This window comes from Microcoleus sp. CAWBG640, from assembly GCF_020883015.1.
In the GTDB taxonomy this organism is placed as follows: Bacteria; Cyanobacteriota; Cyanobacteriia; order Cyanobacteriales; family Microcoleaceae; genus Microcoleus; species Microcoleus anatoxicus.
In genome coordinates, this window is the sequence record NZ_JAHRFC010000038.1 from 1 (window position 1) to 19,267 (window position 19,267).

At 44.9% G+C, this 19,267-nt stretch carries 10 protein-coding genes; 3 read left to right on the forward strand and 7 right to left on the reverse strand.

All coding sequences use genetic code 11. The features are described 5' to 3' along the window. The 4 genes from AAFP11_RS18545 to AAFP11_RS18560 form a co-directional block, all read right to left on the reverse strand. A partial coding sequence (locus AAFP11_RS18545) for a tetratricopeptide repeat protein (RefSeq protein WP_341738420.1) occupies window positions 1–8,670 on the reverse strand: 8,670 nt, incomplete at its 3' end. A gap of 62 nt (window positions 8,671–8,732) precedes the next feature. After that, on the reverse strand, window positions 8,733–8,867 hold the full coding sequence (locus AAFP11_RS18550; protein WP_341736155.1) for a hypothetical protein: 135 nt from the start codon (window positions 8,865–8,867) through the stop codon (window positions 8,733–8,735). Then, window positions 8,864–9,859 carry a homogentisate phytyltransferase gene (locus tag AAFP11_RS18555; protein WP_341736154.1) on the reverse strand — a complete coding sequence of 332 codons (996 nt, stop codon included), beginning with the start codon at window positions 9,857–9,859 and terminating at the stop codon, window positions 8,864–8,866. The genes AAFP11_RS18550 and AAFP11_RS18555 overlap by 4 nt, the downstream gene beginning before the upstream one ends. A 126-nt stretch (window positions 9,860–9,985) precedes the next feature. After that, window positions 9,986–10,570 carry a hypothetical protein gene (locus tag AAFP11_RS18560; protein WP_341736153.1) on the reverse strand — a complete coding sequence of 195 codons (585 nt, stop codon included), beginning with the start codon at window positions 10,568–10,570 and terminating at the stop codon, window positions 9,986–9,988. A 149-nt stretch (window positions 10,571–10,719) separates the two neighbouring features. Here AAFP11_RS18560 and AAFP11_RS18565 point away from each other — a divergent pair, with 149 nt between their 5' ends. Next, a complete protein-coding gene (locus AAFP11_RS18565; protein WP_341736152.1) occupies window positions 10,720–12,279 on the forward strand; it encodes an NAD(P)/FAD-dependent oxidoreductase in 1,560 nt (519 codons plus the stop codon). 34 nt (window positions 12,280–12,313) lie between these two features. Here the strand turns inward: AAFP11_RS18565 and AAFP11_RS18570 are convergent, their stop codons facing one another. Next, entirely contained in the window at window positions 12,314–13,165 is an 852-nt protein-coding gene (locus AAFP11_RS18570; RefSeq protein ID WP_341736151.1) for a DUF3598 family protein, read from the reverse strand. 246 nt (window positions 13,166–13,411) lie between these two features. Between AAFP11_RS18570 and AAFP11_RS18575 the strand changes: the two genes are divergently transcribed. Continuing rightward, window positions 13,412–14,221 (forward strand): SAM-dependent chlorinase/fluorinase, encoded by an 810-nt coding sequence (locus tag AAFP11_RS18575; protein WP_341736150.1) that lies wholly within the window; start codon window positions 13,412–13,414, stop codon window positions 14,219–14,221. Between the two features lie 98 nt (window positions 14,222–14,319). Here the strand turns inward: AAFP11_RS18575 and AAFP11_RS18580 are convergent, their stop codons facing one another. Further along, complete coding sequence (locus AAFP11_RS18580) at window positions 14,320–15,324, reverse strand: site-specific DNA-methyltransferase (protein WP_341736149.1); 1,005 nt, start codon at window positions 15,322–15,324, stop codon at window positions 14,320–14,322. Between the two features lie 151 nt (window positions 15,325–15,475). Here AAFP11_RS18580 and AAFP11_RS18585 point away from each other — a divergent pair, with 151 nt between their 5' ends. Further along, a complete protein-coding gene (locus AAFP11_RS18585; RefSeq protein WP_341736148.1) occupies window positions 15,476–16,282 on the forward strand; it encodes a helix-turn-helix domain-containing protein in 807 nt (268 codons plus the stop codon). A 189-nt stretch (window positions 16,283–16,471) separates the two neighbouring features. Here the strand turns inward: AAFP11_RS18585 and leuS are convergent, their stop codons facing one another. Beyond that, window positions 16,472–19,069, reverse strand: coding sequence for a leucine--tRNA ligase (gene leuS / locus AAFP11_RS18590; protein ID WP_341736147.1), 2,598 nt, complete (start codon window positions 19,067–19,069; stop codon window positions 16,472–16,474). Window positions 19,070–19,267 lie beyond the last annotated feature (198 nt).

Below are 19,267 nucleotides of genomic sequence, written 5' to 3' on the forward strand. Positions count from 1 at the left end.
CAAAGTCCCCCTTTTTAAGGGGGATTTAGGGGGATCTGAATCTAATTGGAAAGCTTGAAAACACTCCCTAGGGGTTAGTGGGGGCGTTTCTGGGGCTTGAATTTGAGGCTGAGCCTGGGAACGAGTAATTTGAGGCGGAGCCAAAGCATCTGCGTTCCCAGGCTGAGGCTGGGAACGAGGGCCTGTTTTCAAACCCGGAGATCCCCCCCAGCCCCCCTTAACAAGGGGGGAGAATTCACTCAAAGTCCCCCTTTTTAAGGGGGATTTAGGGGGATCTGAATCTAATTGGAAAGCTTGAAAACACTCCCTAGGGGTTAGTGGGGGCGTTTCTGGGGCTTGAATTTGAGGCTGAGCCTGGGAACGAGTGGAAATTAGGTGTTCTAAGGCTGTTTTTAGACGATCGCACACTCCCTCCCAATCACCCGCTTTTTGCTGCCTAAACAGCCTGACAGTGGGATACCAAGGACTATCTTCACGCTCCAACATCCACCGCCAATCGGGCACAAAAGAGAGCAAAATCCACACTGGTTTTCCTAAAGCACCGGCTAAGTGGGCGACAGCAGTATCCACACAAATTACTAAATCCAGTTGGGAAATAATGGCTGCGCTGTCGGCAAAATCTCCTAACTCTGGGCTCAAATCCTGCACTTGCTGTTGATTTAATAAAGTGCGATCGCCCGGTGACAAGTCTTTCTGAAGGTTATAAAAACTCACTCCTGGCACGTTTAAAAACTTCCTAAAATCCTTCAACGTACAGGAGCGAACGGGATTTTTTCGGTGCAGCGGGCTACCAGACCAAACAATCCCTACTTTGAGTTGATTATTGGGTTCTATGGAATATTTAAAATCCTGTACGGGAGCTATGTAAGGAATATTAACTGGTACATTTTCTAAGGTAGTACCCATAATTTTTGGTAGACTCAATAGTGGGGCGTGCAGTTGAAATTCTCGCAAATCCTTTGGCTTCGTTACTACACAATCTATGCCTGCAACTCCTTCAAATAAACGCTGCAAAGATTGATGACAAGCAACAATAACTTTGCCTCCTTTTTGCTTGACTAAATGTGCGTAGCGGATAAAATGAATGGCATCGCCAAAACCTTGTTCTGAGTGCAGCAAAATAGTTTTTTCCTGGAAATTACCACCATCCCAAAGTGGTTGGGCGAAATATCTGGATTCCAATTCTTGAGTTTGCCAGCGGCATTCATATTCAGCAAAACCGCGGGAAAAATTGCCAGTTGAAAGCAAGGCTAAGGCTAGTCTCAAATGAGTATGCGCTGAGTCTGAAGATAATTGAATTGCGCGATCGTAATATTCGATCGCAAGAGCAACTTTTCCCTCTTCTTCGAGGGCGTAACCTAAGTATAAGTTGGTTTCACCTTGATTGGGGTCGATTTCTAGGGCTTGTTGATAATGGGAAATTGCCTCGGATATTAGCCCGTCTTCTTGTTGGAGATAGCCTAAATGACTGTGGGCTTCTGGGTGACTGGGATTCAGCGCAATTACTTGTTTATATCGGGCGATCGCTGCTGCTTTTTTACCCTGTTTGTTGAGAGCATTTGCTATGTGAAATTCTACCTGGGCGGGTGATAATAAATTAGACTTTAGGGTTGGTGGATGGTGCGTGCCCGCCCTGTCTTGTGGATGGTGCGTGCCCGCCCTGTGTTGTAAGGCTGTTTTTAGGCGATCGAATACTCCCTCCCAATCACCAGGTTTTTGCTGGCGAAACAACCGTGCTGTCGGATACCAAGGGCTATCTTCTCTGTTCAACATCCACCGCCAATCGGGTACAAAAGAGAGCAAAATCCAGACTGGTTTTCCCAAAGCACCGGCTAAGTGGGCGACAGCAGTATCTACAGAAATTACTAAATCCAATTGTGCTATCACCGCTGCGGTATCGGCAAAATCCTTCAAATTATCGCTTAAATCTGTGACTGGAATTTGATTTAATAAAGTGCGATCGCCCGCCGATAATTCTTTGTGAAGACTGTAAAAACTTACTCCTGGAATATCTAACAATTTCAGAAAATAGCTTAAATCAGTCGATCGCATAAAATCTTTCAAATGTTCCGAACTCCCAGCCCAAACAATCCCTATTTTAAAATTTGGGTTTGAATCTAGGGAGAAATTCCCGTCAGCAGGAGGCGATAAATAAGGAATATTTGCCGGGATATTTTCTAAGTTTGTTCCCAAAATATAGGGCAAACTCATCAGCGGTGCTTGTAACTGAAATTCCGGCAACTCTTCTACTTTAACTACTACTTGTTCAATTCCCGGAATTGTTTGGAATAAACCCTTGAGTTCTGGATAGCAAGAGACCAATACTTTAGCACCTTTTTGCTGGAGAATGGAGGCGTAACGTACAAAGTGAATCGCGTCGCCAAAACCTTGTTCGCAACGTAACAAAATTGTTTTTCCTGCCAAATCAGAACCATCCCAAACTGGCTGTGTCAAAGGGAACCAGTCCAATTGTTTTCCCTGCTCTGTTTCCCATCGCCATTCATACTCAGCAAAACCGCGCTCGAAGTTTCCTTGCAACAGTAATGCTAAGCTTAAATTGAAATGAGCTTTACCACATTTTGCATCAAGTTTCAAGGCTCGTTCGTAAGAGGCAATTGCTTTGGGTATGTCGCCAATTCCTTCTAAAGCACTGCCTAGATTATTCAAACTTTCCACAGAATCTGGCTGCAAAACTAAGGCGGTTTCTAAATTATCAATTGCTGATGGGAATTCGTGTAATTTTAAGTACAAATTACCCAAATAATAGTATCCTTGCGAGTTGTCAGGTTCTAGGTAAATGCACTGTTGATAAAAGCGTTTAGCCTCTTCTGGCTGACCTTTGGCTTCCATTGCCACGCCCAGATTTATCAGTGCTGGCACGTAATTAGAAGTAGCAAAAAGCGCTTGCTGAAAATAAGCGATCGCACTGGAAAATTCTCCCTGCTGCTGGAGAATTGAGCCGAGATTGTTCAGAGCTTTGACATAGAGTGGATTCAGGGCGATCGCCTTTTGAAAACAAGACACAGCCTCGGCCATATGCCCCTGAGATTGGTGCAAAATACCCAAGTTGTTGTATCCTTGAGGGGAGTCTGGGTCGATTTCTATGGCTCGTAAATAATATCTGGCTGCCTCGGTAAAATCGCCGATTTGGTGCAGCGTCACCGCCAAATTAGTTGTAGCTGCTATCAAATCTGGCTGATAAACTAAAGCTTTTTTAAAATAGGCGATCGCGTCAAAAAAATCACCCTGGGACTTCAGCAGATTTCCCCGATTAAACTGTTGTTGAGCTAACTCTAGAAGGGACTGATTTTCGATTAAATTTTCATCGGGTTGATGCTCGCAAATCTGAGCTTTTAGTGCTAAAGCCACCCGCCCAAAAACCCCTTCCCAATCCCCGGCTTTTTCTTGTCGAAACAACCTCGCCGTCGGATACCAAGGACTCTCTTCCCCCTCCAACATCCAGCGCCAATCGGGGGTAAAACAAAGTAAAATCCACACTGGTTTCCCCAATGCACCAGCCAAATGGGCAACAGAAGTATCCATGGAAATGACTAAATCCAGAGCCGAAATGGCCGCGGCTGTATCAGCAAAATCATGCAAATAAGCACTTAAATCTGCAATCTGCATTTGCTCTAATAAGGTACGTTCTGCTTCTGGGCATTCCTTTTGTAAGCTGTAAAACTCTACTCCCGGAATATCTAAGAGTTTTACTAAGCAAGTTAAGGGAAATGAACGCAGGTTATTTTGGGAATTTTTAGGATTTCCAGACCAGACAATTCCTACTTTTAAATTGGAAGTTGCATGAAGAGTAAATTCTAGACCTGGTGGCGGTGCTAAATAGGGAACCTGGGCGGGTATAGTTGCTAAGGTGGTACCCAAAAGGTGAGGCAAACTCATTAATTGGGCGCGCACATCAAAATCCGGGGCTGCTTCTGGATCGACTATTAATCGATCGATGGCCCAAACCTGTTCAAATAAGCGCTGTAATTGGGGCGAACACCAAACAATGACGTTGCCGCCTTTTTGCTTAACTAAATCTGCGTAGCGGATAAACTGAATGGCATCGCCTAAACCCTGTTCTGGGCACAGCAAAATAGTTTTTCCCTCCAAATCTTTGCCATCCCAAAAAGGCTGGATAAAGTTATTAGTGGGAAACTGTTTTTCTTGAACGAGCAGCCGCCATTCATACTCGGAAAAACCGCGTTCAAAATCTCCCATCAGCAGCAAAGCTAAAGCGAGATTTAAGTGAGCTTCTGGATGAGTTTTATTGAACTCAACTCCGTGACTGTAGCAGGCGACAGCATCTGTAAACTGTCCTTGTTGCCGCAAAGCATTTCCCAAACCGTTGCAGGAATTAATTCCATCGGGTTGAAGTTCGATCGCCCGTTGGTAACATTCGATCGCCTCTGCCATTTTGCCATCATCCTCAAAAGCCTTACCCAGATTGTTCAAAGCTGTTGGGAAGTCTGGTTTGAGACTCAAAGCTTGGTGATAGCAGGCGATCGCCTTGGCAATTTTTCCCTGTTTCTGAAACACAATTCCGAGATTACAATGAGCCTCAGCATGGGATGGCAATTTCTGAATCGCTTGCTGACAAACGGCTAGAGCCTCATCTAACTTTCCTTGCTGTTGCAGCGAACTCCCCAAACTAATCAGAGTTTCTGCTAAACTCGGTTGCAGTGCAGTCGATCGCTCGTAATACGCGATCGCCGAGGCAATTTTTCCCTGTCGAATAGTAGCGTAGGCTAGATTGTGCAAGGCTTCAAAGTAATTCGGTTCGATCGCGATCGCCCGTTCATAATTGGCGATCGCCCGATCGTAAAACTCCTTGGCTTCCCCTTCTTTATCCCCTTGTTTTTCCAAAGCAATGCCCAAATTCAAGTAAGCTTCAGGACAATTAGGATTAACTTGAATCCCTTGCTGATAGCAGTTTATCGCCTCCGCCAACTCCCCTTGGGCTTCCCGCGCCAGCCCCAGATTAATCCAAGCTTCGGCGCAATTAGGGTTTAAACTCAAAGCGCGATCGTAAACTGCGATCGCATCTGCTGTTTCCCCTGCATCCGCCAGAGCACTCCCCAAATTGCTGAGAGTTTCCGCCAAATTCGGCTCAAGGGCTAAAGCTTGGCGGTAATGGGCGATCGCCTGTGGGAGCAAACCCATTTGTTGTTTAACAACACCCAAATTGCTGTACGCCATGGGGTTATGAGAATCGATCGCGATCGCCCTTTCATAGCATTCGATCGCACCCGCAAACTTGCCTTGTCGCTGCAAATCACGCCCCTCCAGCAACGCTGCATCGGCCAAATCCGAAGGCGCGCCATGCTGAGAAACCGCCAGCCCCAGAGCCTGTACCACCCGCCCAAAAACACCCTCCCAGTCGCCCCTGATCGACTGACGGAAGAGCCGCGCCGTCGGATACCAAGGACTGTCTTCCCGCTCCAAAAGCCAGCGCCAATCGGGGGAAAACGCCAGCAAAATCCACACTGGTTTGCCCAAAGCCCCCGCCAAATGGGCAACAGCGGTATCGACGGTAATCACTAAATCCAGTTGAGCGATCGCGGCTGCGGTATCAGCCAAATCCCCCAAATGGGGGCTCAAATCGACGATCGAGGTTTGATGTAACAGCGTGCGATCGGCCTGTGACAGCTCTTTCTGCAAGCTATAAAAACTCACCCCTGAAACGTCCAAAAGTGGCAGAAATGCGCTCAAACTGCAAGAACGCTGCATATTTTTGCGATGTTTAGGATTTCCCGCCCAGACAATCCCCACTTTGAATTTGCGTCCTGGTAATAGAGCCAATTGACAATCTGCTGGGGGTGTTAAATAAGCAGTATTTGCAGGTATTGTTGACTTAGTTGTACCGAGAATGTATGGCAAACTCAACATCGGCGCTTGCACATCAAATTCGGGGATTGGCTCGCCTTTAACTATTAGTAAATCAATGCCATCAACGGTGGCAAACAAGCGATGTAATTGCGCGTAACAGCCAACAATTACTCGTCCACCTTTATTTTTGACGATCGCAGCATAGCGCACAAACTGAATGGAATCGCCCAAACCTTGTTCGGCGTGGAGTAAAATCGTCTTTCCTTGCAAATCTGAACCATCCCAAAGGGGCCGATATTCTCTGGCGGAAATTGTATCATCTGGCCCCGTCAAGAAACCGGAATGACTTGTGTGAAATCCTTGAATTTTCCAGCGCCATTCGTATTCAGCCAAACCATTTTCTAAGTCTCCCACCAACAACAAAGCCAGGGACAAATTCAGACGAGCGCTAGCGTGTTCTGGATTCAAAGATATCACTCGTCGATAACAGGCGATCGCATCTTCTACCGCACCTTTTTCCAGAAAAGTCCGGCCTAAATTGTTGATAGCTTCCACAAAATCTGGTATCAATTCCAGAGCTTTGTGATAATATTCCAGGGCATCTTCTAAATTCCCCTGTTCTTGCAATACTGTCCCCAGATTGTTTAAAGCTTCCCAGCTATGGGGTTGAACTTCCAGCGCTCGCCGATAGAGATTTACAGCCTCTAAAAGTTCGCCATTTTCTTGTAGCGCCACCGCCAAATTTATCAGTGCAGGTACGAAATCTGGTTGCACCGCCAGAGCTTTTTGGTAATGTTCGATCGCATCTTGTGCTTGACCTTTTTCTTCAAATATTTTTGCCAAATTGTAAGCTGTTTGAGGAATATTCTGGTCGAGTTTCCAAGCTTCTCTATAGTGCGGGATTGCTGCATCTAATTCTCCCTTTTCTTGTTGGAGAAAACCCAAGTTAATTCGGGCTTGGACGCAATTGGGGACAGTAGAGATAATCTGTTCATAAAGGGCGATCGCCTCTTCTTTTTCGCCACTTTCCATTAAGGAGTCTGCTTGCTGCAATTGTGCTTCTATATTAGCAGACACCAATAAACTTAAAGCAGCTTTCACATCCTCAAACAATGCTTGCCAATTTTCCGGCTGACTTTGGCGAAACAGTCTCGCCGTCGGATACCAAGGATTGTCCTCTCTATCTAGCAGCCAACGCCAGTCAGGAGCAAAGGAAAGTAACACCCAAACTGGTTTTCCCAAAGCACCAGCCAAATGTGCAACGGAGGTATCAACGCTGATGACTAAATCCAGTTGAGAGATAGCAGAAGCCGTATCAGCAAAGTCGTTGAGATGGGGACTTAAATCCGGGACTAGGTGTTGATGTAATAAAGCGCGATCGTCCTCGGACAAGTTTTTTTGTAAACTATAAACAGCGATTCCCGGCACATCTAAAAATTGCATAAAATCGCTCAAATTGCAAGAGCGTTGAGCATCTTTTCGGCGTTTAGGATTTCCCGCCCACACAATTCCCACCTTCAATTTAGCATCAGAAGCTAGGGCAAATTTGCATTCAGCAGGCGGGGCTAAGTAAGGAATATTTGCCGGGATTGTTTCCAAAGTTGTCCCCAAAATATAAGGCAAACTCATTAACGGTGCGTGAACATCAAAGGCCGGCAAATCTTTAAAATTAAGTGACAAATATTCCACCCCAGCAACTGTGGAAAATAACCGCATCAATTCTGGATAGCAAACCAATATCACTTTTGCCCCTTGACTGTAAAGCATCGGCGCGTAGCGAATAAACTGAATCGAGTCACCGAAACCTTGCTCAACGTGGAGTAAAATAGTTTTTCCCTGTAAACTCGAACCATCCCAAACTGGTTGGGTAAATTGTCTCGGTTGTAGTTGGGAAGTGCGCCACCGCCACTCATACTCAGCAAAGCCGCGTCGCAAATCTCCGAATAATAACAAACTTAGGGCAAATTCTACGTGGGCTGTACTGTTTTCTGGCTGCAATTCTAAGGCTCGACAATGACAGGAGAATGCTGATTTAAATTGTCCGATATCGACAAAAGCATGACCCAGATTATTAATTGCATCGATTAAATCTGGTTTTAATTTTAAAGCTTGTTGGTAATAGGATATTGCTAGCTGTATTTTGCCTTGTTCGTGGTATCCTGCGCCGATGTTATTCACGCATTCAGCATTGTTGGAATCTAGTTTTAGGGCTTGTTGATAACAGTCAATGGCTGCTTGAAATTCACCTTGCTGTTGCCATACTGTTCCTAAAGCGATTATGGTATTGATTAAATCAGGATTGGTCTCTAAAGCTTTTTGGTAGCAAGCAATGGCGGCCTGGGTTTGACCTTGTTCTTTGAAAAGATTACCTAAATTATGGGCGATTTCGCTCCAGGTTGGTTCTAGTTTCAGGGCTGTTTGGTAGTAGCTAATAGCGGCGTTGGTATCGCCCTGTTGCTGTTTTAGCCAGCCGATATTTTTGTGGGCTAATGCTGTATGGGGAGCGATTTGAAGGACTTGTTCGTAGGAGGCGATCGCCCTTTGATGTTCGCCAAGATCGAGCAAAACATGAGCCTTGTTTAAATGCGCTTCTACAAAATCTGGCTGTTGGGCGATCGCTTGTTCATAAAAGGCGATCGACTCGGCCATTTTACCCTGCTGTCTCACAGCGATTCCCAACAAACAAAGCACATTCGCAGACTCCGGGTGTACGGCTATGACTTGTCGGTACAAACTTTCAGCTTCTAACAAACGCCCCGCTTGGTGATATTCCCAAGCAATTTTCAAAGACTCTTCCACATTCAGTTTACTGACAGGTTGTTGTGATTTATTTTGAGAAGCCATAGTTATCTTTGTTGTTTGGGATTTCGCTAACTTGTAGTTGCCAACTTGTTGTAATCTGTTAACTATTCCTTTTTTGTATTTCCTCGCGCATCCGCAAGACTTTCATTTTTTTCCCCTCTTCCCTCTTTCTTCTTTCTTCTTGCTTCTTGCTTCTTGCTTCTTGCTTCTTCCTTCTTGCTTCTTCCCTCTTCTCTCATCCCAACCAACAAGCTGCTGGAAAAATTATATACTCTAGAAAAAATAACTTCCATATCAACTGATAAAATTGAGCTACCTGCATTTTATCCTCCAAATCAACTTTGATGCTCCAAAACCACATCAAACCCAAAGCCACCACATGAGTAAGCGCCAGAAATCCTAAATTAACATTTGGCAATATTAACACTCCTGCTAAAATTATGCCGACATAACAAACAGTCAATACCCAGCGAGACAAATCAAAGACGGCCGGCTTTCCCATTTTAATCGTAAACGTCGTAATATTGTATTGCCGATCGCCCTCCATGTCAGGAATATCTTTAAAAATGGCGATCGCAAAGGTAAACACCACTACAAATACCGTCAGTACCCAAACTTTCCCAGGAATCGCCACAGACAAACTCTCCAAATCCCAGCCCGAAAAAACACTTTTCGCCCTTCCCAAACTCAACACCCAATTAAAGTGCAAAAATAACCCTAAATTTACAATCGCGCCCCGCACCGTAAAAATGCAGAGCGCCGCCCAAAAAGGAAACCGCTTCAGCCGAATTGGCGGCAGAGAATAAGCAGTCCCGATCGCCAAACTGACACCAACAGTCGCCAGCAAAAACGGTCCTTGCAAAATCGCCGTTAAAATTGCGATCGCACCAGTCAAAGCAACTATTAATTCTCCGGTTTTCTGAGAAAACTCTCCGGATGCTAGGGGCAAATAAGGCTTATTAATTTTATCTATTTCAACATCTTCTAACTGATTCAATCCCACAATATAAATATTACCACAAATACAAGCTAACCAGGCAAACGCCAGCGGTAAAACTACAGGATTCGCCAACAGTAGATCGCTTTGGGCGATCGCATACAAAGCCAACACGCTCAAGCTAGTACCGATAATTGTGTGCGGCCGAGAAAACTCCCAAAACGCCCTCAGCCAGCCTTGGGGAACCAAACCATTGCGATCGCTCTCAGACTTACCCAAAGAATCATTACTCATAAACCTAAATTGCCCCAAAAATTAATTAACAAATTGTCTCACAAAATAAGAACATATCTTAAAATGAAATTGCTTAGTCACCAGGTGAGGGAAACAGACTGTTGTCTCCCCACCGCCCTTTTTCTGTTAAACCCTACCCCACAAAGCCAAGCCACCACCTCTTCCCCTAGCCGTAATTATCCCATCTTCCACTAGAAAATAAGCAAAAAAAGCCTGTTTCCCCACACTCAAACTCAAAAATTCCGCCTCCCGCGCTTCCCCACCGCGAATATATCCTTGATATACAGTTTTCCCCAACAACTTCACCATAATTCTGGTAAAATCAAAAGCTAAAATATTATTAGGTAAAAACTTAGTAGGCCCGGAAAGAGTCAGTTCCATAGTACCAATTTTCACAGAATTTTCGACTCTGCCAATTTCACTATTGTCTTCTCCTTCTGCCACAGGTGCTGCGGAGTAAGCTATTTGAATTTTCGCAATCCACTGAGGAATGTATTTTCCCGCACCCAACACAATTCCCGCTTTTTGTCTAGTCTTTTTTGTACCAGTGATAAAGCACAGTTGCCAGTTGCCGATTAGCTGCTGAAAACTATAGCGAGGTTTGGTTTTTTTGGAGTTTTTCTCGGCGGCTAGCAGGGCTGTGACTACGGCGCTGGAAGATGGTTTAGAATTAGATTTGGCGGCTTGTTCTAGAATTGATATATGTTCCATTTAACCAAGAATATAGTAGCAGGAAGTTTGGGAGTGATGAGTTTAGTCCTCAACAGCGAAATTAGACGCTAATCAGGACTAAAGTCCTGACTACAAATTTAACTACAGATGTATTTTACCGCTCATCTACTTAATTAGTGGAGAAAAACATGGTTACGATCGCCCCAAACAACACAGAAATCATCATCATCGGCAGTGGAATCGGCGGCTTATGTTGCGGTGCAATGCTTGCCCGCTATGGCTTTGAGGTTATAGTTTGCGAAAGTCATTCCCTCGCCGGCGGGGCTGCACACGGCTTTGAAAAGGGCGGATTTAACTTCGACTCCGGGCCCTCCCTCTACTCAGGACTATCTTACAGCCCCTCGGCAAATCCGCTGCGACAAGTTTTGGATGCGATCGGCGAACAACTCCCCTGCATCACCTACGATACTTGGGGCTGCTGTTTGCCCGAAGGCGATTTCGACACTTCCGTCGGCGCGAGTCAATTTGGGGAAGTGCTCGCCAGACTGCGAGGCACCGCCGCCGTCGCCGAATGGCAACAACTCCAGCGCGTCATGGAGCCCTACGCCCAAGCAGCCACCGCCTTGCCCCCCCTGGCTTTGCGCTTCGATTTAGGGGCTGTTTTCACCCTAGGCCAATTTGCCCCAGCTTTCCTGCAAAGCGCCGGCAATGCCCTGAAACTGGCTGGCCCTTTCAGCCAAATTATGGACGAAAATGTCAAAGATCCCTTTGTGCGCAATTGGCTGAACCTTTTGTGTTTCCTGCTGTCTGGACTTCCGGCAGACGGGACTATCTCCGCCGAAGTCGCCTTCATGTTTGCCGACTGGTATCGCCCCAATGCCGTTTTAGACTATCCCATCGGCGGTAGTGCAGGTTTGGTAAATGCCCTGGTACGGGGTTTAGAGCGCCACGGAGGCCAGTTGCTGCTGAATTCCCACGTCGCAGAGGTTTTGGTGGAAAACAACCGGGCTGTGGGCGTGCGGCTGCGATCGGGCAAAGTTATTCGATCGCACAAAGCCGTCATCTCCAACGCTTCGGTGTGGGATACCCTAAAACTGCTGCCTGAAAGTTCCGTGCCCAAAAGCTTTCGGCAACAGCGACAGGCAACTCCCGAATGCGACAGTTTCATGCACCTGCATTTGGGAATTGACGCCACGGGAGTGCGATCGGACTTAGCCTGTCACTACATCTTTGTCAAGGACTGGGAACAGGGCATTAGCGCACCTCAGAACGTCGTTCTCATCTCGATTCCCTCCCTCCTCGACCCCGGACTCGCCCCAGCCGGAAAGCACGTCATTCACGCTTACACGCCCGGAAATGAGCCCTACGATTTGTGGCAAAATCTCGATCGCACCAGCGTCGCATACCAACAGCAAAAACAAGCACGGGCAGAGATCATGTGGGAAGCCTTAGAGAGGATTATTCCCGATATTCGATCGCGCACAGAAGTCACCCTCATCGGCACACCCCTCACCCACCAACGGTTTTTGCGCCGCCATCGCGGTTCCTACGGGCCGGGAATTCCGGCGGGTAGGGGCTTGTTTCCGGGGCCGGGAACACCTTTAGCGGGGCTGTATTGCTGCGGAGATTCCACCTTTCCGGGGATTGGTTTGCCCGCTGTGGCCGCTAGCGGGGCGATCGCAGCTAATTCCATCGCCCCTGTGCACAAACATTTGGAAATGCTGCGCAGTATTAGAAATCTCCAATAATTATTTGTGGTTTCTGGTTTGTGATTGGTCAATTTTAATTAACTTTACGCTCAGTAACCAAAGTCAAACTTACCCATTCACCTTTCTCATTATAACTGCGAATCATCCGCAACCTCAAGTCAGGTTCAACCAACCAACCAGCCTCTAAAAATACAGATTTTCTGAGTTCAACTTGGACAGGTAATGTGCAAGAACCACCGTCAGGAAGCAGCAAAACTTGCATCGGCGTAGTACCTTCCTTAAAATTAATCACCGAACCTTCTATGATACCTGTCGAAGCGATCGTCTTAGCCTCAGCATTCGTGCCAAAACTAATTTTCTGCACCAGGCGATCGCCACTTTCCAAATCCAATTGCAGTTTGGTAAGATAGCAATCAGGCCCGCGCCAATCTGGATACATCGTCACTGCTTCCCCATGCCATTCTCCCAGTAAAGCGTCAATAGTCAAAGGCGGACGTTCAGGCACATTTTTATCCGGCTGCTGTTCCCGAATTAAAGTCAAAGTTGATAAATTTCCCTTAGTATCGTACAACTGAACTAACCGCAATCGGCGATAATTATAGATAAAACCAAACTCAGCACCGCATTCCGAAAAAGGCGCTATTTGAATAGTCCCCTGACAAAAAGCTCCATTCTCAAAAAATAGGATATCCCGTCCCAAGTTTTGATATTCTCGAACAATTTCCCGGACTTCTGGTTCCCCGACACCACTAGGATTTGGGTAAAAACGACGGAGTTGTAATCGGACAGTTTTGCGATCGTTAAGACTTTCGAGAGTAATAATACTAGGAGTATCTAAAACCACCTCTCCCCGTGGCGATAACTCAGTAAAAGAACCTTGCCATTCTCCCAAGTTTTGCAGAAAGTTTTCCCATTGTGATACCATATTTTTACCTCTTACTTTCTCCCAATCTTATCAGAAAATATGATTTTTTAAGTTACTTAAACTATAGATTTTCCCCCTTCTTCCTTCTTATTTCCCCCCTTCTTCCTTCTTATTTCCCCCCTTCTTCCTTCTTATTTCCCCCCTTCTTCCTTCTTATTTCCCCCCTTGGGGGGGGTAGGGGGGGGTTCTTCTCCCTTCTTCCTTCTCCCTTCTTCCTTCTTCCTTCTTCCTTCCCCCTTCTTCCTTATGTCAAAAAATAGAACTATAACTCTACTGACAGATTTTGGATTAAGCGATGTTTATGTGGGAGTAATGAAAGGTGCGATCGCCCAAATCAACCCCCAACTCAAAATCATCGACATTACCCACAACATTGGGCCTCAAAATATAGCCGCGGCTAGGTTTTGTCTGATGACTGCTTATGCTTATTTTCCCACAGAAACCGTACACATTGCCGTCGTCGATCCTGGTGTGGGGAGTAGCAGAAGGGCGATCGCGATTCAATGTGCGAATTGCTTCCTTGTCGGGCCCGATAACGGGTTGTTTAGCGGAGTATTGAGTCGGGAAAGGGCGATCGCCTGCGTCCAACTCACCAACCCCAAATACTGGCGCACACCTCAACCCAGCAGCACTTTCCACGGTCGCGATATTTTCGCTGCTGTGGGCGCTCATGTGGCCACTGGGGTGCGGTTGGAAGAATTGGGAGAGGCGATCGACCCCGCCAGTTTAGTACAGTTACAGATACCAAATTGTGCCATTACAGCCACTGGTATAGAAGGCTGTGTTCAATATGGCGATCGCTTTGGCAATCTAATTACTAATATCCCAAAACATAGCATTCAAACCGAAAATTGGTCAATCACAATTAGCAATTTTAACAATACAATATTCATACCCAGCGGCCAAAGCTACAGCGACAGCCAGCCGGGAGATTTGATTTCCATAATAGGTTCCGAAGGCTGGGTAGAAATCTCCGTTAACGGCGGCAGCGCTCAATCTCTACTAAAATTGGACTGTGGGGCGATCGTGCAATTAGTTTTTGAAACTAACAATTAAAATCATCTCTTTTAGTCCGTGCAGGCGGACTTCGTTCGTGTAGAAGCGATTTCAATCGCCGATTCATATCTGAATAAAAATTAGACTACTTAGCAAAATCAAAAACAATAATTATTGACCTCAAAAAGTAGCCTACTTTGAGGTAAACTAAATCTAGATGGTTCCTCTGTTAACAGTTGATTATATAATTTATTCGCTTGCCCAAAAGAGTCTTGAGGCAAAAATCTAAATATTGATGCAGCAATATATTGTTTTTCTTGTTCAAAACTTATCCAGTTTCGTGATAATTCTTCTGCGGCATGACCAGTAGTATTAGAACCCGAAAAAATATCTACTACCAAGTCTCCCGGTTCAGTAAGAAAATTTATAAAAAATGACGGTAATCTTTCGGGAAAACGTGCGGGATGCACCTTAATATTAAACTCTTTGCACCAACGCAAGTATTGAGAATTACTTTCTGAATTAGCAATCTCTAGTAAATTAGATGGAATAGCACCTCCATTATCTTTAGCAAATCGATCGCTAATATTATGACCGGAAGGACGTTCCTTGGGCGTGTAAAATTCATCAGCATTTTTCAAGAGTTTTTTCATTCTCTCAGAATACTCTACTTTGACTTTAGTAATATTTGCTTTAGGCCGCTCTGTTTTAGCAAGCCACCAAACAGTATTTACAGAATCTTTAGCCCGAATTTTCTGTTTATTCACCCACTCTATAGGAGATGGAAGTTTTGAAGGATTAAACCAGAAAAACTCTTGAGCAAGCTTAAATTCATATTCATCACATAACCTAATAAGTACGCGGTAATTGTAGAGCGAACGTACAGGTATTCCTTTTTGATAAGCACCCCCAAGGTCTATAACAAAACTTCCAGTATCCTTGAGAACTCTTTTAATTTCAGGAGCAAAGCCCAGCAGCCAATCAACATATAAATCTTGATCTTCATTTCCATAACTCTTTTTGCGTTGCAATGCAAAAGGAGGAGATGTCATCACCAAATCTACAGAATTGCTAGCAAGACTATTCAGAAGATGAAGAGAATCTCCCAAATAAGATTGACCGTATTTGGTGGTGTAAATTGGCGCCGGCAAAATGTTACTCATTTGTAATTTAGATTTTAGTTTAAGGTACAACAGACACAAACTGGTTTAATTATCATCCAAATCCGTACTTTCAGTACGTTGTTTAGTCCGTAAATTCTTCGTACTATTCACAAAGCGAACTTTCAGTTCGTTTTTATGAATTGTAAAGAGCATGAATTACAAAGAAGCCAGACGACAATTTGCGGCAAAAGTAAGCCAGTTGCGCCGACAAAAAAGGATAACACAGGACGAACTAGCAGAACTTATAGACAAGATTACTGACTATATCAGCTTATTGGAACGCGGTGAAAGATCCCCATCCTTTGAACTTATTTTTTCTCTGGCTGAAGCCCTTGATGTACCCGCTACTTATTTAATCAGTTTTAGTCAAAGCGGTGAAAATAAAGCTCTCGTTAACACACTCATAGCTGAACCAGTTTCCCCTTCCGTTGTAGAGCCTGTGGAAGAGGCTGTTACTACAAAAGAAGAACGTATTTCAGATGCTAAACGGCTAGAAAATGCGATGAAAAGCATCCAAGAATTGCAAAATCTCGCAAATGAATATGGGATTACCGATATTTTTCAAGATAATGGAGGAAAGACTTTACAGTTATTAATCCTTTTAGGGCTGCGTATATCACCTGGTCGCGAAGGAAATGATGCTATTGATGCCGAAGGAAAAGAATACGAGCTTAAAACAATCAATATTTCACTTAATCGCAGCGGTGGCGTGACGACTCACCATCATTTGAATGAGATTATACTTGAAAAATATCGCAAAGTTGGAGCTTGGTATATTGGATTGTATGAAGGCATAACTCTCAAGCAAATTTATAAACTCACACCCGAACTTCTAGAACCAAAATTTAAAGAATGGGAAGAAAAGCTCAAAGTTAGAAATGACGCACTTAATAACCCTAAAATTCCCTTAAAATTAGTTAGACGGGGGCAACTTGTCTACTCAGATAGTCAACAATAGCCCTCCGCCAACAACTTGGATTTTGAGAATTATAGTCCTGGGCGCAAAAACCCGGTTTCTTAACGTAATTGCGTCATTTTAGGTTGACGACGGAGAAACCGGGTTTTTTAGATTGATAGTCAGTAAGTCCTGAATTAGGTTGTGCTTGTATAGAGCCTATAGGTGCACGACACCTATTAGCAGTTACAACTAAGCAACAACAAAATTAACCAACTTTCCAGGCACCACAATCACCTTTTTAATCTCCTTACCCTCCAGATGCCGCTTAGCCAAATCTGACTCGCGAGCAAAGTTTTCCAAAGCAGTTTTGTCCGCACCAGAAGGCACTTGAATTGTACCGCGAGTCTTACCCATAACCTGAATTACCAGCGTAATTTCATCAGTAACTAATGCGGAAGCATCCACCATCGGCCAAGTTTGCGTGTGTACCGATTCACTGTTACCGATTAAATGCCACAATTCATCAGCAATGTGTGGTGCAAAAGGCGCTAACAATCGAATCAAAGTATTGATTCCTTCTGCATAAATCGGCGAATCTTTACATTTAGCATCAGTCAAAGCATTGCTCAATTTCATCATTTCCGAAACCGCAGTATTGAACTGATACTCACCCTCCAAATCATCGCTCACTTCCTTAATCGCAATGTGAATCGCCCGCCGCAAATCCTGCTCAGCTTTACTTAAAACCTCTTTCTCCCCCCCTTGGGAAGGCGTGGCAGACGGGAAATTATCTTTCTCCCCCCCTTGGCAAGGGGGGGTTGGGGGGGGTGAAGCAAATTCTGTCACCAACCGCCAAACGCGATTTAAAAAGCGGAATTGTCCTTCTACATCGGCGTCATCCCACTCCAAATCTTTCTCCGGAGGCGCTTTGAATAAAATAAACATCCGCGCCGTATCAACCCCGTATTTTGCCATAACATCCAAGGGGTCAACACCGTTGTATTTTGATTTGGACATCTTCTCATAGAAGACTTGCAAAGGTTCTCCCGTCTGAGGATCTTTTGGATTTGCCGCATCTACTTCGGCTGGAGGAACATATTTGCCAGTAACGGGATTTTTATAGGCCATTGCTTGCACCATGCCTTGAGTTAATAGGCGCTTAAATGGTTCGTCGCAATTAATCAAACCCCGATCGCGCAAAACCTTAGTAAAGAACCGTGAATACAGTAAATGCAGGATTGCGTGTTCAATTCCACCGACATATTGATCCACCGGCATCCAATCATTAGTTTTCGCCGTATCAAATACTTGCTCCTCATTTCTCGCATCGGGATAGCGCAAAAAATACCACGAAGAATCAATAAAAGTATCCATCGTATCGGTTTCTCGCTTCGCCGGAGTGCCGCAACTCGGACAAGGAACATTCACCCACTCTTCCAGCTTTGCTAACGGCGAACCTTTGCCCGTAAATTCTACATTTTCCGGTAAAACTACTGGCAAATCCGATGCAGGTACCGGTACGATTCCGCAGTTAGGACAGTGAATTACAGGAATGGGAGTACCCCAATAACGCTGTCTAGAAATCAACCAATCTCGCAAACGATATTGGACTCGCGCTTTGCCATAACCTTGATTTTCGGCATATTTAATAATCGCTGCTTTGCCTTTAATTGAATCCATACCGTTAAAGCTTTCAGAATTAATCATAATTCCCGGTTCGGTGTAAGCTTCGGTCAACGGCATCTCATCATCTGCCACAATTACTACTTTAATTGGCAGTTCATATTGAGTGGCAAATTGGAAATCTCGCGTGTCATGGGCCGGTACTCCCATCACCGCACCAGTGCCGTATTCGTACAGCACGTAATCGGCAATCCAAATGGGCATTTCTTCCCCATTGAAAGGATTGATTGCTTTGCCACCTGTGGGAATGCCACGCTTGGGTTTGTCTTCGGCTGTGCGATCGATTTCGGTTTGCAGTGCCACTTCTTTCACAAAGTTTTCGACTGCCGTTTTGTGTTCCGGTGTAGTAACGCGATTAGTTAAGGGATGTTCCGGGGACAATACAACATAACTCACACCATAAACTGTATCGGGACGAGTGGTGAAAACAGCGATTTTTTCCTCCATCCCCACAATGGGAAATTCTAAGTAAGCGCCGACGGATTTGCCAATCCAATTGGCTTGCATTAATTTGACTCTTTCGGGCCAATCTGGCAATTTGTCTAAGTCATTTAATAACTGTTCGGCATAATCGGTAATTTTGAGAAACCATTGTCGCAATAATTTGCGCTCTACTTTGGCACCGGAACGCCAGGAACGACCTTCGTTATCGACTTGTTCGTTTGCTAAGACTGTTTGATCGATGGGGTCCCAATTAACTGTCGCTTCTTTTTGATATGCTAATCCTGCTGCTAAAAATTGCAAGAAAATCCATTGAGTCCAGCGATAATAATCGGATGAACAAGTTGTAACTTCTTTTGTCCAATCAAAGGAAATGCCTAGGCGATGAAATAAGTCTTTCATTTGGGCAATATTTTGATTAGTCCATTGGGCGGGGGGAATTCCTCTCTCGATGGCCGCATTTTCTGCGGGTAAACCAAAAGCGTCCCATCCCATCGGATTCAATACACGATAGCCTTGCATCCGCTTGAGTCTGGCAATTACATCAATAATTGTGTAGTTGCGGACGTGGCCCATGTGCAGGTTTCCTGATGGATAGGGGAACATGGATAAGGCATAAAATTTAGGCTTTTGGGTATCTTCTGGCATTTGGTCTAAGTTTTGCTCAGCCCATGTCTGTTGCCATTTTTCTTCTATGGATGCGGGGTTATATCTGGAATCCACAACAATTTCTCCTTTTAGGATTTAGTAGTGTTTGCTTGAATATTTTTGCACATTCAAGGGGCTTCGATTCGGATTTTTTTGAGTTCCAAGGATTTTGGCTCCTGTTTGTGTATTATACATTGTAGTATATAAATTTTGGTTGGGGGCAATGGGGAATGGGGAATCGGGAATCGGGAATGGGGAATCGGGAATCGGGAA